Consider the following 14,746-nt stretch of genomic DNA (forward strand, 5'->3'; position numbering starts at 1 on the left):
TTTCTACGTTCTGCTTTTCCATCGCCGGGCCGAATGCCCGGCGGCCTTACATCGGGACGCGCACCGTCACCTTGCGCGGCCGGGCATTGCCCTTGCCGGGCACCAGCACGGTCACCACACAGGTATCACCCTTCGGCTGCGCCGAGAGAAGTTCGCCGCCTGTCTCGGACACCACCTGCGCCGCCGCCGCGCTGCAGTCGCCCGCAGCCTGCACGACATCGCTCCCGGTGCCCGTCAGAACGGGACCCGGCAGGGTCAGGCTGGCCGCGAGGGCGGTGATGAGAAGTGGCGAGGCCATGAACATACTTTCAGGTGCGGATCACTAGGATGCAAGCAATAACCGATCCTCGCTGAATGGCAAATGAATGGGGCGCGGAACTTTGGGGCGGCCTTCAGCGCACCGGACGACGCGCCGAAATGCGCCCATAGATGGCGAGAAGCCCGCCGATCGTGCCGGCCGCCGACACCAGAAGATCCGCCAATTCCGCCTCGTCCCCCGCCTTTATCTCGATGCCGGCGGCATGGGCAAGCGACGCGGCAATGGCGATCAGCGCGCCCCAAACGGTGCGCGACATGTACCAGGGTTTCGTCTCGTCGGTCATCTCTGTTCCTTTCGTTCAAACGGTGAGATTGGCTTCCGCCGGCACGCCGAGCGGGATCGCCCGGCCAAGCTGGCGCACCCGAATGCGAATCGCCGTTTGCGCCGCGCCGAAATCGGCAAGTTCGCTCGCAGCCGCATAGGTGAAATCGGGACTTGCGGTCTCGACGCGCCGCACCACCGCAGCCCCCGGAGAGAATTTCCAGCCAATACGCCTCCGATGGCTCGTCGAGCGGGATATCGGCAGAAAGCCAGGTATCGGCATCGATGCGTCCGCGCCGCACCCAGGAGAACCGCACCACGCCATCGGCCCCGCGCCGGCCGCGAAGATGCACCGGCGCAAGCGGCGTCAGCGCCCGCTCCCCGCCGGCAAAGACGAGGGGGCCCGTCTGCCCGCCGGCCGCCCCCACCGCCTCGACCAGCCAGTTCGAAACGCGCGCCACCTCCGCGCCATCGAGCCCGAGCGGCAGCACAGCCTCGTCGAGCACCACCGCCAGCGCGCCGGCAAGATGCCCCGAGGCCATCGCATCCTCGGTGCCGAACAGGCTGCGCAGCAGCGTGGTGAGCCGCCAGCGGCCCGGGGCGATTTCGCTCGCGCCGGCAAAGCCGACGATCTCCCAGCCGCCATTCTGCGCCTGCACCGCCAGCCGGTTCGCCCCGTTCAGCATCGTCAGCGGATCGACGGCGGAAAGCCCGCCCGACGCCAGATCGAGAACGATCTCGCGATTGGGATCGAACCGCCCCAAAACGCCGGCCGGAAGTGCCGCCGCAAGCCACCCCAAGCGCGCCGGACGCTCCAGCCGCGCCCGCGCCCGGAACCCTTCGCTGCCATCCGAACTCGACACGACCATCGCCCGCCACGGCTTCGCATAGGCCGCGACCCGCGCAAAATCCTCCGCCGCGCCGGTCTCGAAGATCGGCAGGTCGAGCAACACCACCTCGGGCGCGAAGGCATCTGCCGGCCCCGCGCCGCCCGTCGGAGAGCGCCCGCCTTCCGCCGGTGCGAAGGCCGGGCTGTCGCCCGCCGCAATCCCCCGTGCCTCCACCTCGCGCACCAGGCCATCCGTCACGCCAGTCACGAGGAAACGCCCCTCCGGCCCGTCGGTCAGGCGCACGACATCACCCGGCGTCACGCCGAGCGCCGTCGGCGGCAGACGAAAGCTGATACGGCGCTGCCCCGCCCGCTGATCGCGCAGCGCCGCCTCGACGGCCGAGGCCGCCGCGCCGTCATGCAGCACCGCCGGCAGCGCCAGCCGCAACACCCGGTCGCTGCCGTCAGCCATGCGGCGCGAGCGCGCCGTCGCGCGCCCATAGGCCGCCGCCGCATCGAAATGATCGAGGATCGCCTCGCCGGAGAAATAGGGCAAGGCGTTCTCCGCACTCTTCGGATCGACGAAGACATTCGGCTGGTTCGGCCCCTTGTCGACCGCAGGACAACCGAGTTCGGTAAACCAGATGGGCTTCGACCGCGGCACCCAGGCCGTATGCCCGGCGATTTCCACGCCGTCAGCCCCGCGCTCCCGATGAACATTCGTCCACCAGCTTTCGATATCCTTGTAGCGGAACACCCCGGGCTTGCCCGCCGCCCCGTCGGTGATCGGCGAGCGCACCCGCTCCCGCCGTGCCGCATCACTTGCATAATACCAGTCGAATCCCTCGCCCGCCGCGATCTGCCCCCGCATCGCCGCCACGTCCTCACCATGCCGGAACCCGTCCAGGTTACCCGAGAGCACATCGCCATCCTGCCAGTCGGAGAGCGGCATGTAGTTGTCGATCCCCACGGCATCGATCGCCGGCGAGGCCCAGAGCGGGTCGAGATGATAGCGCACCTCCCCGCTCCCACCCGGCTGGAACCCGAAATACTCGCTCCAATCCGCCGCATAGGTGATCTTCGTTGCCGGCCGCAGCACAGCGCGCGCATCCGCCGCAAGATCGCAGAGCGCCGAGACGAAGGGAAATCCGCCCGTTCCGTCACGCAGCCAGGTCAGCCCGCGCATCTCCGAGCCGATCAAGAACCCGTCCACGCCGCCCGCCGCTTCTGCCAGATGCGCATAGTGCAGGATCAGCCGGCGAAAGCCCTCGTCGCCCGCCGGCCCGGTCACCGCCTCGCCCGAGACCGAAAAATCGCCCGCCTCCGCGCTCCCGACAAAGGCTGCGATCTGGCTGACCGCCGCCGCGGTGCCATTGGCCGATTGCGGATAACAGGTGATGCGCCCCCGCCAGGGATAGGGCGCCTGCGCCGCGCCGCCATAGGGATCCGGCAGGCTGTTGCCTGCAGGCACGTCCATCAGAACGAAAGGATAGAGATAGACCTCGATCCCTCGCGCCTTGAGGTCCTTAATTGCCGCGACCACGCTGGCATCGGAGGGTGTGCCGCCATAGGCCGGCCCGCCGCCGCTCTGGCTCACCACCCGCGCCGCGCCGCGCCCGATGCCGCAAACCTTCCACGGCCGGCTTTCATCCGTGCGCACTGATACCTCGACGCCCGGCACGATGCGGCAATGCCCCGCCCGCAGATCCGTCCCGAACCACGCGACGACCAGCCCGACGCGCTCAAGGTTCGGGCAAAGCGCCAAAAGCTCGTCGATCGAAGCCTCCCAGTCGGTGGCCGCGACGAGGGTGTTGCGATTGATGTTACGCCCCTTGCCCTTGCCGAGCTTCTCCGTCACCAGTCGCGGATCGTAGCCATGCTCGCTCGAGCCCGGAATGATCGTCACCGCCCGGATCTTCTCCTCCAGCGACCCGACCGGCTTCAGCACCTCGAATTGCAGCACGGGGATACGGTTGCCGAACGTATCGAGCGGCAACCGCTCGAAGACGACATAGGCGAGCCCGCGATAGGCCGGCGTGTTGCCCGCCCCCTGCTTCGCTTCGATCAGCGGATCAGGCATCTGCGTCGCCGTCCCCCGGTGCAGCCGCATCGCGACACCGGTCAGGTCGAGTTCGCGCCCATCCGCCCAGACACGCCGGATGCCGGCGATCGGCCCCTCGCAGACACCCACCGCAAAATTCGCAAAATAGCGGAACGTCTCGACGCGCGGCCCGCTCGCCTTGCCGCCGGCGCGCTCGACGGACACTTCCTCCTCGAACCGCGTCGCCCAGATCAACGTGCCGCCAAGCCGCGCCGTGCCATAGACGCGGCTCATCGCCGTACCCTCGTCCGCGCCCGGAATGCGCCCGTCGCCGAGCCGCGCGCCGGAAATCTTGCTTGCGCCGTTCAGCAGCGAGCGATCGACCACCGAGCCGGCAAGCGCCCCCGCCGCGCGCCCGAGGATCGCGCCGAACGGCCCGAACACGCTGCCGAGCGCCGCACCGGCCGCCTGGAAAAGAAGTGTCGCCATGGATCAGACCATCTCCGGAAAACGAAAAACGCCGGCAACGCGCCGGCGCCAGCAAGGCACGAGCGGCGATTCGATCACCGCCGCCTGCTCATAGGCATGGATGAACCGGCCTTCCGGCGCCGCGATGCCGGCATGTTTCGCCGCCACGCCGGTGCGCCAGCGAAAGATGAGAAGATCCCCGGGCCGAAGTGCTGCGACCGGCAAAGCCGGCCCACAATGCCGCACGGCCGCCAGAAGCAGCCGCTCCTCGCCCGCCCGCTCCGCCCAGTCGGGCGCATAGGGAGCGGGTACCTCGGGCTCTGCGCCGTAAAGCTCGCGCCAGACGCCGCGGATCAGCCCGAGACAATCGCACCCCACACCCTTCAGCGCCCCCTGATGCCGATAGGGCGTGCCGATGAAGCCGCGCGCGACGGCAACGACCCGCTCGCCGATTGCCCCGTCACTCATAAAGCGGCCTCCCGTCATGCACGGTGTCGCCATCGGCATAACCATAGGTGAAATCGCTGCCCGGCATGTGCGGAAAGCCTCGGAAATTCAGCTGGTTGGCAAACCTGGCCTTGCAGGTCGAAAAGCGCTTGTCGCAGCCCGCCGTCACCTGCAGCGCATCGCCTGCGGCAAGCCCCACCGGCCCCGGCAGCCAGAGCACCAGTTCGTCTGCCCCGTCGACCTTGCGATGATCCTCGATATCGGCCGAAAGCCCCGCCGCCGCCCCGCTTGCCACCGCCAGCACGCCGTAGCGGAAAAACCGCTCGGCAAATCCCGAGAGGCCATCAACCTTTAACTGCATCTCATCGAGCACCGCCAGCACCGTCGCCGTGGCGCGATAGGCCGGCGCCGCGGCATCGACACCGCAGCTGCCATCCCCGAAAACCGCATCGCAGCGGTGCCCGTAGATGCGCCCGCGCACCTGGTCGAGCCCATGCGTCAGCCGCCGCAATTCGGCGCGGAACAGCCCGCCCTCGCGCCTGACCTCGCCCAGCTCCGCCGTGCGCAAAAGCAGCCGCTCGGACGTATCCTGCCAGTTGACCGTGAAAACCTCGACCTTCGCCCCGTCATACCGCCCGGCCGCAAGGTCGGTCTCGCGGATCGCCTCAGCGGAAAAGCCGCCCGAGACCTCGCCGCTCTCGGCAGCCAGCCCGTTGCCGTCCTCCGCCTCGCTCGCCTCGAAGCCGCTCGCCGCCCCATAGTCCGTGCCGCCGAAGGAGAGATCGCGGTCGTGATCGGTGAAACCCAGCACCACGCCGTCGCGCCGCGTCACCCGCCAGGCATGGCAGAGCGTCGTCGCCCCACCGTCGAGATGGGCCTGAAGCCCCGCCGGGATCGTCCTCATGGCTTGATCTCCACCAGCGGAATGGAGGGAATGCGCCCGGCATTGAACTGCGCCAGATCGATATCGATGCGATCCGTATCGAAGCGCACCGGCACGTCGAATTCGAACCCCGCGCGAATGACACCCGACGCGGGAACCTTGCCCGGCTTGAAGGTCACGATCCCCGTCGCCGCATCCACCATATAATCGGCCGCCGGCACCGCGTTCCCCGCCACCGAAACCACCACCGAACCCGCCACCGGCTTCTCGATCACCCGCACCGTCGCGCCGCCCGCATCCGCATAGCGCTTCACCAGCTGGAACGCCGCCGTCACCCCATCGCCCGTGCCGATCTGCTGGTCGCCTGCCGCCGGCAAGCCCCCCGGCACGCCGGAGCGGTGATCGACGGGATCGCGAAAGCGGAACCCGTAAAACTGCCCCGCCCGCGCTTCGAAGAAGGCGAGCACCGCGTAGAGATCGTCGATCGAGCGCACGCCCGAGCCCGCATCGTAGCGCCGCCGCGCATCCTGCCAGCGCCGGTTGCGGTTTTCCCGCCCGTTGGACAGGCTGACGATATCCGTGCGCCGCACCGGCCCGCCGCTTGTGCCGAGTGCCACGCGCAGCGGAAACCGCACCTCATGAAATCCTGGCATATCAGTCTCCCATAGTGAAACGAGGCGTCACAGGCTGCGCTGCCCGCGCCCCACGGCGCGTGTCAGCATGGCCGCGATCTGCCCTTCGGATTTGCGGAAGCTCGCCGCATCCTGCGTCGTCACGTTAAAGACGATGCGCGCGCCCACACCTCCACCTGCACCGCCGCCGCCTTCCGTCGCCACGCCGAGCGCGCCGTCCGGCCCGCGTTTCAAAGGCAGGATCGCCTCCGCCCCCGCCTCGCCCATCAGGCCAAGCCCGCCGCCGCTGCCGCCGCCGAAATAGGTCGGCGCTGCCACGACACCGCCCTTGGCAAAGGGCGTCACACGGCCGAGCAACGCCGAAACGCCAGACGACAACATACCCTCGAGCGGCTTCAGTCCCGCCGAAAGCGCGATATCGCTCATCCGCCGGGCAAGCCCGGCCAGCACGCCCTCCAGCCCCTTGCCGTCGATGACCGCACCTCTCAACGCGCCCGTCAGCGCCGATCCGAAGGAGCGCGAACGCACCTCCAGGTCATCGAAGACCGTCGAAAGCTGCTCGGCGGTCTGCTTTGTGCCATCAAGCGACCGGTTGTCCGCTTGCGCCATGGTTCACTCCTTCTCGTCGGGAAAGGCCTGCATCAGCGCCGTCAGGTCTTCGCGCCGCGTGGCGGCCGGCAGAGGCCGCAGCAGGCCAAGCACATGGGCCAGTTCGCGCGGCGTCATGGCCCAAAAATCTTTCGCGGGAAGCCGCATCCGGCAAAGCCCGGCGTGAAGAACCGCCTCCCAGGGGAAAGCAGCGGCCTCCGCGCTCAGGTCGAATGCGGCACCGGAGGGTTTGCCGCCGCGCCCTCCGCCTCGAATGTCGCCTGCAGCAGTTCGGCGGTGATGCGCGCAAAGCCGGCCAGCCCGTCGGCCACGGCCATGCCCGCCACGTCCTCGTCGCTGAACAGGTTGCCGGCGCCGCGCAGCCCCGCGCCGATGATGCGGATGAGGTCCTCCGCCTTCAGCCGGCCGGAGGAGAAACGCTCGGCGAGCCCCGCCATGCTGTCGACGGCGAAGGCCGTTTCCAGTTCGGCAAGCGCGCCCAGCGTCAGGCACAGCACACGCCGTTCGCCATCGAGAAAGGCCTCGATCTCGCCGCGCCGCCGGTTTGCCCGCGCGCCCATCAGGCGGCCTCGAAGGTCAAGGCGCCGGCCGATTCCAGCGCGATCTCGAACAGGATTTCCCCGTCATGCGCGCCGGAATATTCCAGCGCCGCCACCTGGAACGGACCGGAAACCGTGCCGAAATCCGGAATGATGATCTGCCAGTCGCAGATCGTGCCGTTGAAGAACACCGAGCGGACCAGCGCGTCGGATGCCTGGTCCTTGAAAATGCCGCCGCCGCTGACGGCCGCACGCTGCACACCCGCGCCGCCGAGCAATTCGCGCCAGCGCCCCGCCGAATCCGAATCCGTCACGTCGACGATCTGCGTGTTGAACGCCAGCCGCTTCGAGCGAAGTCCGGCAACGGTCGCAAAGCCCGCTCCGTTCTCGATCTTCAGCAGGAGATCGCGCCCCTTCTGTGCCACCATGATCAGGTTCCTTCCTTGAAAGTGTTCAGGTTTCCGGTTCCGTCACCGCGCGGAACTGCATTTCGGCGCGGTGGAAGCGGTCGTCGCGGGTCAGTCGTGTCTCACGGTGGAAAAGCAGCACAAGGCGATGTCCCGCGAGACTGAGTGCCGCGTCATGCAGTGCGGCGCGCACGGCGGCGGCAATCGCCTGGCCCTGCCGGTTGCCGGCCGCATCGGACCAGACCTCCAGCGTGACGACGTGTTCCTCGCCCGGCTCCGTCGCTGTCGAATGGTCCGCGCTGTCGATGCCCGCGATCACGACGAGCGGCGCGGTTGGCGTCGCCAGGCGCCGGTCGGTGATCGCATTGCCGCCGATCAGCGCCGTCAGCGCCACGTCGCCCGAAAGACGCGCGAAGATCGCCTTCTGCAGAGCCGATGCCGCACTCATGGCTTGATCTCCTCGCAGTCGCAGAGCGTGTAGCGCCCGGTCTCGTCCGGATCGCGGAAGGTATGGATGGAGAAGAGGCGCGCACCCTTGCGCAGCCGCATCCCGCCGGAGAGATCGCTGCGCCGCCGGAGCCAGATGCGATGCGTCACCATCACCGGCATCGCGCCGGCCACCTCCTCCGCGCGCGCCGAGACCGGCTCGATGCGCGCCCAGAGCGTCGCCAGCGCCGAAAAGCTCTGCGCGACACCACCCTGCCCGTCCGGCGTTTCCACCGGCCGCTCCAGCACGAGCCGGGCGGAAAGCGCGCCGGGGTCGATTATACCCGCAGACACCATCACAGCCTCCGCTGGCAATGCGGCGCAATCAGCCGCTCGTATCCCTGCGGCACCGCTCCCGGCTGGTCCTCGAGCGAGAGCACGCCGCGCAGCTCGAACATGGCGGCGACATGCAGCGTGAGCGCGCGTTTCAGCGTGTCGGGCACATCCGCGCCGCTCTCGCCGAAGCCGGCGGTAAAATCGATCTCGATGCCGTTCAGCGCCCGCTCGGTCGCCCGCCGTTCCGGCAATACCAGCCGCGCCGGCCATGCCGCGCCGTCCAGCACATACCCCGCCGTATCGAGTTCGACCGGCGCACCGGATGCATCGTAAACCGTCACGATCTCAATGGTTTGCACCGGCCCTCTGGCAATCTGAATCACCCGCCCGTCCGGCCAGTCGTCGAGATAGAGGCGCAGCAGCCGGGAGATCAGGCAGAGCCCCGTCTGGCTTTCGAGATGGCGGCGCGCCGTGCGGATCAGCGCCGTCAGCAGCGTGTCCTCCTCGGTCGTCTCCAGGCGCAGATGCGCCTTCACCTCCGCGAGCGTGACCGGCTCGACGGCGGGCGGCAAAAGTTCGGTAATGGTCATGGGGTCCTGTCCGATGAAAGGAGGATGCGGGCGCGGCCGGGAGGAAAACCGCGCCCGCGGCACCGGCGTCAGGGAAAGTCGCCGGTGCGGGAGAAAGAGGCGGTGCAGCCCTCAGCTCACCGCGAACTTGACCAGCTTGATCGCCTCGAAATTCTGCACCCCGCCGCCGACGCGCTTGGTCGTGTAGAACAGCACATAGGGCTTTGCGGAATAGGGATCGCGCAGCACGCGCACGCCCGTGCGGTCGACCACGAGATAGCCGGCACGGAAGTCGCCGAAGGCGATGGAGAAGCTGTCGGCGGCGATGTCGGGCATGTCCTCGGCTTCCGCGATGCCGAAGCCCAGCAGCGAGGCGGCCTGGCCGGCCGTTGCCGGCGGACGCCAGAGATAGTTGCCGTCGGCATCCTTGAACTTGCGGATCTGCGCCTGCGTCTTGCGGTTCATGACGAAGCTGGCGTTCTGCCGGTAGCCCGCCTTCAGCGCATAGATCGTGTCGAGCAGCGTGTCGGAGGGATTGCTCGCCTTGAAGGCGCCCGCCGCGCCCGAGGCGATATAGCCGATATTGCCCCAGGCCCAGCCGGCATCGGCGACAGTGGTATAGGAGAGGAAACCCTTCGGCTTGTTGGTGCCGTCGCCGGTAATGAAGGCGGTGCCCTCCTGCTCGGCGAAGACGATGTCGACTTCCGAGGCGATCCAGCTTTCGACATCGACCGCTGCATCGTCGAGCAGCGCCGAGGTCGCCGCCGGCATCGCGTAAAGCTCCATGGTCGGGAAGGACAGTTCGGCGAGCTGCGCATTGCCGGTCTGCGGCCGCGAGGCCGTCTCCGCCACCCAGCCGGCGGCCATGCCGGAGGTTGCGAAGGGCTTTTTCAGCACCGTGCCCGAAACCTGCCGCACCGTCGCAAGCGCCCGGATCGGCGAGATCGTGGAGAGCCGGCGGCCGATATCGGTATCCGTTTCCGGCGGCACGAGATAACCGCCATCGGCGGCCGAGCCGACGGACATCGCCTTCTCCTCCAGCGCCCGCAGCGCGCTTTCGTCGCCGCGGCGCATATAGGCGGAGAAGGCCGCCTTGTGCTCGGCCGCCTCCAGGCTCACCGAACCGCTGCCGCCAAGCGCCGGGCGCGCCCTCTTCAGCGCCAGCTGGTCGAGCACGCGCTTGTGGTCGTCCATGGCGCGGTTGATGCGGTCGACCTTCTCGCGCGTCACCACGTCGGCGGTCAGTTTCTGCTCGATCTCGCCGAGCCTGATGTCGTTGGTCTCCTTGAAGGCCTCGAAGGCCTGCATGAAGTCGTCGAAGGCGGCGGTCATCGTTTCTGGCACGGCCTTGATTTCCGGCGCGGTTTTGCTGGTATCCGTCATGCGTGTCGTCTCCGTTAGCGTTTCATCATCATCCGGGCCGCCCGGCGCATGGTGCGCACGAGCTCCGTTTCCTTGTCGCGGAACCACCGCGCATTCTTCACGTTCGACACCCGCGCCGAAGGCAGCATCGGAAAGGTGACGATCGAGATTTCCCAGAGGTCGGCTTCGAGGATGCGGCGCACGCCGCTTGTCCGGTCGGTACGCGAGCGCACCGTCTGGAAGCCGATGGAGAGCCCGTCGAGCGCGCCTGACTTCATGAGGTTCAGCACCTCGCGGGCCCGTGCGACGCCGGGCGACAGCACGCCCTCGACATAGAGCCCGCGCGCATCCTCGCGGATGGTGCGCCAGCGCCCGATGGGTTCGGCCGGATCGTGCTGGAAGAGCATGCGCACGCCGGAGGGGCCGCGCTTTTCCAGCGAGCGCCCGAAGGCGCCGGGGGCGATCGCGTCCTTGCCGAGATCCACCTCGCCGAAAAGGCTGGCATAGCCGGAAAACACCCCGTCGCCGGAGACGCCCGCAAGCGTCAGATCGGCATACTTTTTCGTCCGCCAGACCGGCAGGTCGGTGGTTGTCATAGATATCTCCGATGTTTGGATTGGGCGAACGGATGGACGGCGCCAGCCAACGCCTCCTCCCGTTCGCGATCTGCTCGTGGCGCGGCTACTGCCGCAACCGCTCCGCCATGCGCGCCAGCACGCCGAGCCCCCACCAGGCGGAAAGGCTTGCGGCCGCCGAGCCCGTCACCAGCATTTCCGCCGGCCCGAGATAGCCGGCGATGCCGAGTCGGACCGCGATCCACAGCCCCGCCGGCCCGCCGAAGACGAGGCCGCAGGCAAGCCCGGTGAAGAACCGGCATCCCGCCTCACGGCGGCTTTTCGGCAGGAGATAGATGAGCGAGACGGCTGCGCCCGCCGACGCACCGACCAGCCGGGCCGTCCAAAGCCCGCCGTCGTTTCCGAAGTCAGCCATTGTTAAGCCTTTCAGTTTATTATGGAAATCGAGAGCGTCAGGCCAAAGCCGCCGCAGATACCGTGGCTTGCGCCGAGTCAGGCAACGCCAATCTCTGAGTCTTTTGAATCGCTTGCGCCCGATGGCTTGCAAAGAGATTCAACGCCTTCACAAAGCGATTCCGGCCGTGACCAGAACGATTCAAGCCGTGTGGCCAAACCGTTGTTTTCCGGCCGTTTTTCGACAGAAGACGTCCATAGGGCAGTCCCACACGCGACCACCCCTAAAACTGGCCGGTTGACGTGCCCTCAGGTGCAAAAATAGTTTCCTACAACCGCCATGATGGCGGCCAGCAGTCCGTTGTCGCTTCGGCGCGGACTGCGCCCTTCAGGCGTCGTGATCAATATCCGACAGCGCGGCGCTTCTCCTCGTCGCTCAGGAACGTCGCCGACCCGACCCGCGCCCAGAGCTCCGAGCGTTCCGCCGCAAGCCCGCTGACCTGATCGAGATCCGGCACCAGCCGCAGCGCGCCGTCGTCCTCGCCAAGCCATCCCGCAAAGGCCGCCGCCGTGCGGCTCACCAGCGGCAGCACGGTCAGCCGCCAGAAGGCGCGGTTGGCCTCCTGGTAATTGGCATAGGTCGCGTCGCCGGGAATACCGATCAGCATGGGCGGCACGCCGAAGGCGAGCGCGATGTCGCGCGCCGCGCCGTTCCTCGCCTCGACGAAATCCATCTCGCGCGGCGAAAGCCCCATCGCCTTCCAGTCGAGCCCGCCTTCCAGCAGCATCGGCCGCCCCGCCCGCGCCGGGCCGGAATAACCCTCCTCCAGCTCGCTTTTCAGCCGGTCGTACTGGTCGGGCGTCAGGTTGCCGCCCTCCTTCGGCTGATAGACGAGCGCGCCTGATGGACGTGCCGAATTGTCGAGCAGCGCCTTGTTCCAGATCGCCGCCGCGTTGGAGAGATCGAGCGCCATGGAGGCCGCCTCGAGCGGCGCGAAACCAAGCTGGTCGTCAAGCGGATGAAACAGCCTCAGATGCAGGATCGCCTGCCCCTCGCCCGTCGCCCCATCGCCCGCTCTGTGCCGGCGTACATGATTGCCAGTGCGATATTCATAAGCCTCCGGCCAGCCATCCCGCCCCTCGATGATCCTCACCCGGTCCGGCCTCAGCAGATGCAGCTCCCGCAGCTCCTCGCCCAGCCGCAGGCCCTCGACGAAAGCGTTGCCGGAGAGCAGGAGATGCCCATAGAGCATTTCGAAGAAATCCGTGCCCGCCATACGCCCGTTTGGCCGCCGCAGCAGCGCGAGCGCCGGCGCCTCCGGCCGTTCTGTTTCGCCATCGTAGGCAAGCCAGGGCACGGAGGCGGCCGCCTCCGCGATCATGCGCACCGCCCGGTGCGCCACCGGGTTCTTCATGAACCCCTCGCGCGACAGCGAGGCATAGGAGCGGCTCGACCAGTGCGCCCGGCCCTCGGCCGTCAGCGCGAAAAAGCCCGACGCCTTGGTTTCCGCCGGCACCGCGCGGCGCCGCGAGAGGAAGGATGGGAGTTTCATGATGTCCTCGGTTTTTTTGAGGTCAGGGAAAATCGCAACGGGAGCTGCCCCTCATCCGCCCTGCCGGGCACCTTCTCCCCGCAGGCGGGGAGAAGGAGACAGGTGGAGAAGCTTTCCTTTCCATTAAGGGCCATTTTCTACAAAGAGGTGGTGGCCTCCTCCCCTTCGCCCCGCTTGCGGGGAGAAGGTGGCGGCAGCCGGATGAGGGGCAAGCCTATCCACCCAGCGCCGCAAAAAACGTCCGCCCGTACCCCGCCACGCGCTCGGCCCTGTCCAGTCCGTTGATGATGCGCCGCGCGCCCACCCAGTCCGCGCGCCCGGCCGAAAAATGCTCCGCCAGCCGCCGTCCCGTGAACGCTCCGCGCAACATGCCGATGAAGAGGATTTCCACCGAAACCGCCATCTCCATCGCCCGCTCCGGCCGCGCGACGAGATCGATGCCCGTCAGCGCGGCAAGCCGCGCGTAATTGCGCCGATGCGTGATCTGCACCAGCCCGCGCCCGAGCCAGCTGTGACCCGACGCATCGCGCCGCCAATAGGGTTCGGAAACCTGCGGCAGTTTTCCGGCCGCAAACGCCCGGTCGAGCCGGCCGATCGCCGCCTCGTCCGTCGCGGCAAAGGTTTCGCGCACCGGCTGCAGGCGCCCGCCGGTCTCGTGATGCGCCGTCGCCAGCATATAGGCGAGGAAGCGCCGGTCCTTCGTCTCGCCGCCCGCCTCGAAGCGGTCGATGAGCGCCGTCAGCCCGGCGACCTGCGCTTCCGCCAACCGTCCGCCATAAAGCGCGCCGCGCACGCCATCGAAAAAGACCTTGCGATCGATCGTCATCGTCAAATCCCTCGCACCCTCGGTTCACCCTGCCGGTCGAGCACCAGCGCCGTCAGCGCCCAGACCAGCGCATCGAGCCGGTCCGGCGAGCGGCCGGCGGAAAGCCCGTCCGGGCCGAAATCACACATCTGGTCCTCCAGCTCGGCAAAGGCGCCGGCATGGGCCACGCGCCCCTGCTCGTAGAGCGCCGCCACTGGCTCGGCGCGCAGAAATTTCCCGCGCGTCGCCCGCACCGTGGTCACCGGCAGGTCCGCCTCCACGCTCTTCAGCATGGCCGTCACCATGTCGCCGCCCTGGTTGATTTCCGCGACCACCCGGTCCGCATCGAACCGCCGGAAGGCGCGCACCACCGCGCCCGCCCAGCCGGCCGGGCTTGTGCCCGTCACCGAACAGTCCGCCAGCACCACCGCGCGCCCGGCGCCATCCAGCCCCGCCACCACGATGCCGCAGACGGATGCGGCGGATGCCGTCGCCGGCGGATCGACCGCCACGACTATGCGCGACAGCGGCCCGGCATGGCGCAGGCGGATCGCCTCCAGCCGCGCCCGGCTCCACAGCGCATCCTCGCGGTCGGCGATCAGCTCGCCGTCCAGCTCCTGCCGCCCCAGCCGCGTGCCGCCATAGCGGTCGGCCATGGCGGCGATGAAACCGGGCGAAAGGTTTTGCGCATTGTCATCGGTTCGGATGCGCCGCGCCGCCGTCCTGGGATCGGCCGCCAGCGCCCGAAGCAGCGGCACCGGCCGCGGCGTCGTCGTCACCAGCACGCGCGGCATCGCCCCGAGACGCAGGCCAAATTGCAGCATGTCCCAGGTCTCCTGCGCATGTTTCCATTTGCCGAGTTCGTCGCACCAGGCGAAATGAAACTGCGGCCCACGCAAACTCTCCGGATCCTCGGAGGAAAAGATTTGGCCAATCGAGCCGTTCGGCCAGACCAGCCGGTGGCGCGACGCCTCGAATTCCGGCCGCGCCCGTCCGGCGATCCGGCAGATGCCCGAGACACCGTCGATCATGACCTCGCGCCCGTCGCCCAGCGTTTCCGCCACAAGCGCGATGCGCAAATCCGGTTGAGAAAGCGCCAGCGCATGCACCCATTCCGCTCCCGCCCGCGTCTTGCCCGAGCCCCGCCCGCCCATCAGCAGCCACACCCGCCAGTCGCCCGGCCGCGGCATCTGCGCCAGACGGCCGGTGAAGTGCCAGCGGTTCAGTTGCCGGCGGGTGTGCGGCAACACTGACGGGGCATCCGAAACGCCCCTCATCCCCCTGCCGGGACC

Annotated in this window: 18 protein-coding genes; all 18 read right to left on the reverse strand. The window is 68.1% G+C overall.

From position 1 onward, the window contains the following. Positions 1–46: 46 nt before the first annotated feature. The 18 genes from ACOZKU_RS04750 to ACOZKU_RS04835 all read right to left on the reverse strand — a co-directional run bounded on the left by ACOZKU_RS04750 (position 47) and on the right by ACOZKU_RS04835 (position 14,731). Positions 47–298 carry a hypothetical protein gene (locus ACOZKU_RS04750; protein WP_117369723.1) on the reverse strand — a complete coding sequence of 84 codons (252 nt, stop codon included), beginning with the start codon at positions 296–298 and terminating at the stop codon, positions 47–49. Further along, entirely contained in the window at positions 256–3,939 is a 3,684-nt protein-coding gene (locus ACOZKU_RS04755; protein WP_421577879.1) for a baseplate multidomain protein megatron, read from the reverse strand. Before ACOZKU_RS04755 ends, ACOZKU_RS04750 begins: the two co-directional genes overlap by 43 nt. 3 nt (positions 3,940–3,942) lie before the next feature. Next, positions 3,943–4,386: an NlpC/P60 family protein gene (locus tag ACOZKU_RS04760; RefSeq protein ID WP_421577880.1), complete on the reverse strand. Its 444-nt coding sequence runs from the start codon at positions 4,384–4,386 to the stop codon at positions 3,943–3,945. Continuing rightward, positions 4,379–5,269 carry a DUF2163 domain-containing protein gene (locus ACOZKU_RS04765; RefSeq protein WP_421577881.1) on the reverse strand — a complete coding sequence of 297 codons (891 nt, stop codon included), beginning with the start codon at positions 5,267–5,269 and terminating at the stop codon, positions 4,379–4,381. The genes ACOZKU_RS04760 and ACOZKU_RS04765 overlap by 8 nt, the downstream gene beginning before the upstream one ends. Further along, positions 5,266–5,901 carry a phage distal tail protein, Rcc01695 family gene (locus ACOZKU_RS04770; RefSeq protein ID WP_421577882.1) on the reverse strand — a complete coding sequence of 212 codons (636 nt, stop codon included), beginning with the start codon at positions 5,899–5,901 and terminating at the stop codon, positions 5,266–5,268. The genes ACOZKU_RS04765 and ACOZKU_RS04770 overlap by 4 nt, the downstream gene beginning before the upstream one ends. Before the next feature lie 27 nt (positions 5,902–5,928). Continuing rightward, the gene (locus tag ACOZKU_RS04775) at positions 5,929–6,489 is read right to left on the reverse strand and encodes a phage tail tape measure protein (protein WP_421577883.1); all 561 of its coding nucleotides are present in this window, start codon (positions 6,487–6,489) and stop codon (positions 5,929–5,931) included. Between the two features lie 3 nt (positions 6,490–6,492). After that, positions 6,493–6,744, reverse strand: coding sequence for a rcc01693 family protein (locus ACOZKU_RS04780; RefSeq protein ID WP_421577942.1), 252 nt, complete (start codon positions 6,742–6,744; stop codon positions 6,493–6,495). Further along, positions 6,693–7,049, reverse strand: coding sequence for a gene transfer agent family protein (locus tag ACOZKU_RS04785; RefSeq protein WP_314087568.1), 357 nt, complete (start codon positions 7,047–7,049; stop codon positions 6,693–6,695). Before ACOZKU_RS04785 ends, ACOZKU_RS04780 begins: the two co-directional genes overlap by 52 nt. Further along, the gene (locus ACOZKU_RS04790; protein ID WP_421577884.1) at positions 7,049–7,456 is read right to left on the reverse strand and encodes a phage major tail protein, TP901-1 family; all 408 of its coding nucleotides are present in this window, start codon (positions 7,454–7,456) and stop codon (positions 7,049–7,051) included. Before ACOZKU_RS04790 ends, ACOZKU_RS04785 begins: the two co-directional genes overlap by 1 nt. Positions 7,457–7,481: 25 nt before the next feature. Next, positions 7,482–7,883: a DUF3168 domain-containing protein gene (locus ACOZKU_RS04795; RefSeq protein WP_421577885.1), complete on the reverse strand. Its 402-nt coding sequence runs from the start codon at positions 7,881–7,883 to the stop codon at positions 7,482–7,484. Next, positions 7,880–8,218: a phage head closure protein gene (locus ACOZKU_RS04800; RefSeq protein WP_421577886.1), complete on the reverse strand. Its 339-nt coding sequence runs from the start codon at positions 8,216–8,218 to the stop codon at positions 7,880–7,882. Before ACOZKU_RS04800 ends, ACOZKU_RS04795 begins: the two co-directional genes overlap by 4 nt. Further along, a complete protein-coding gene (locus tag ACOZKU_RS04805; RefSeq protein WP_421577887.1) occupies positions 8,218–8,787 on the reverse strand; it encodes a head-tail connector protein in 570 nt (189 codons plus the stop codon). The genes ACOZKU_RS04800 and ACOZKU_RS04805 overlap by 1 nt, the downstream gene beginning before the upstream one ends. A 111-nt stretch (positions 8,788–8,898) precedes the next feature. Continuing rightward, the gene (locus tag ACOZKU_RS04810) at positions 8,899–10,149 is read right to left on the reverse strand and encodes a phage major capsid protein (protein ID WP_421577888.1); all 1,251 of its coding nucleotides are present in this window, start codon (positions 10,147–10,149) and stop codon (positions 8,899–8,901) included. Between the two features lie 14 nt (positions 10,150–10,163). Continuing rightward, a complete protein-coding gene (locus ACOZKU_RS04815; RefSeq protein ID WP_421577889.1) occupies positions 10,164–10,724 on the reverse strand; it encodes an HK97 family phage prohead protease in 561 nt (186 codons plus the stop codon). Positions 10,725–10,809: 85 nt separating this feature from the next. Next, positions 10,810–11,118 (reverse strand): DUF6107 family protein, encoded by a 309-nt coding sequence (locus tag ACOZKU_RS04820; protein WP_314087554.1) that lies wholly within the window; start codon positions 11,116–11,118, stop codon positions 10,810–10,812. Between the two features lie 379 nt (positions 11,119–11,497). Beyond that, complete coding sequence (locus tag ACOZKU_RS04825; RefSeq protein ID WP_421577890.1) at positions 11,498–12,649, reverse strand: phage portal protein; 1,152 nt, start codon at positions 12,647–12,649, stop codon at positions 11,498–11,500. A gap of 214 nt (positions 12,650–12,863) precedes the next feature. Further along, positions 12,864–13,475 (reverse strand): hypothetical protein, encoded by a 612-nt coding sequence (locus ACOZKU_RS04830; RefSeq protein WP_421577891.1) that lies wholly within the window; start codon positions 13,473–13,475, stop codon positions 12,864–12,866. Positions 13,476–13,477: 2 nt separating this feature from the next. Beyond that, a complete protein-coding gene (locus tag ACOZKU_RS04835) occupies positions 13,478–14,731 on the reverse strand; it encodes a DNA-packaging protein (protein ID WP_421577943.1) in 1,254 nt (417 codons plus the stop codon). Between the last annotated feature and the right edge of the window lie 15 nt (positions 14,732–14,746).

This window comes from Shinella sp. M31, assembly GCF_049199205.1.
Classification (GTDB): Bacteria; Pseudomonadota; Alphaproteobacteria; order Rhizobiales; family Rhizobiaceae; genus Shinella.

Coding starts and splice junctions, on each gene's coding strand:
- ACOZKU_RS04765 (WP_421577881.1), bottom strand. CDS start 5,269: ATGAGGACGATCCCGGCGGGGCTTCAGGCCCATCTCGACGGTGGGGCG.
- ACOZKU_RS04830 (WP_421577891.1), bottom strand. CDS start 13,475: ATGACGATCGATCGCAAGGTCTTTTTCGATGGCGTGCGCGGCGCGCTT.
- ACOZKU_RS04825 (WP_421577890.1), bottom strand. CDS start 12,649: ATGAAACTCCCATCCTTCCTCTCGCGGCGCCGCGCGGTGCCGGCGGAA.
- ACOZKU_RS04755 (WP_421577879.1), bottom strand. CDS start 3,939: ATGGCGACACTTCTTTTCCAGGCGGCCGGTGCGGCGCTCGGCAGCGTG.
- ACOZKU_RS04750 (WP_117369723.1), bottom strand. CDS start 298: ATGGCCTCGCCACTTCTCATCACCGCCCTCGCGGCCAGCCTGACCCTG.
- ACOZKU_RS04820 (WP_314087554.1), bottom strand. CDS start 11,118: ATGGCTGACTTCGGAAACGACGGCGGGCTTTGGACGGCCCGGCTGGTC.
- ACOZKU_RS04790 (WP_421577884.1), bottom strand. CDS start 7,456: ATGGTGGCACAGAAGGGGCGCGATCTCCTGCTGAAGATCGAGAACGGA.
- ACOZKU_RS04835 (WP_421577943.1), bottom strand. CDS start 14,731: ATGAGGGGCGTTTCGGATGCCCCGTCAGTGTTGCCGCACACCCGCCGG.
- ACOZKU_RS04785 (WP_314087568.1), bottom strand. CDS start 7,049: ATGGGCGCGCGGGCAAACCGGCGGCGCGGCGAGATCGAGGCCTTTCTC.
- ACOZKU_RS04795 (WP_421577885.1), bottom strand. CDS start 7,883: ATGAGTGCGGCATCGGCTCTGCAGAAGGCGATCTTCGCGCGTCTTTCG.
- ACOZKU_RS04815 (WP_421577889.1), bottom strand. CDS start 10,724: ATGACAACCACCGACCTGCCGGTCTGGCGGACGAAAAAGTATGCCGAT.
- ACOZKU_RS04760 (WP_421577880.1), bottom strand. CDS start 4,386: ATGAGTGACGGGGCAATCGGCGAGCGGGTCGTTGCCGTCGCGCGCGGC.
- ACOZKU_RS04800 (WP_421577886.1), bottom strand. CDS start 8,218: ATGGTGTCTGCGGGTATAATCGACCCCGGCGCGCTTTCCGCCCGGCTC.
- ACOZKU_RS04805 (WP_421577887.1), bottom strand. CDS start 8,787: ATGACCATTACCGAACTTTTGCCGCCCGCCGTCGAGCCGGTCACGCTC.
- ACOZKU_RS04770 (WP_421577882.1), bottom strand. CDS start 5,901: ATGCCAGGATTTCATGAGGTGCGGTTTCCGCTGCGCGTGGCACTCGGC.
- ACOZKU_RS04810 (WP_421577888.1), bottom strand. CDS start 10,149: ATGACGGATACCAGCAAAACCGCGCCGGAAATCAAGGCCGTGCCAGAA.
- ACOZKU_RS04775 (WP_421577883.1), bottom strand. CDS start 6,489: ATGGCGCAAGCGGACAACCGGTCGCTTGATGGCACAAAGCAGACCGCC.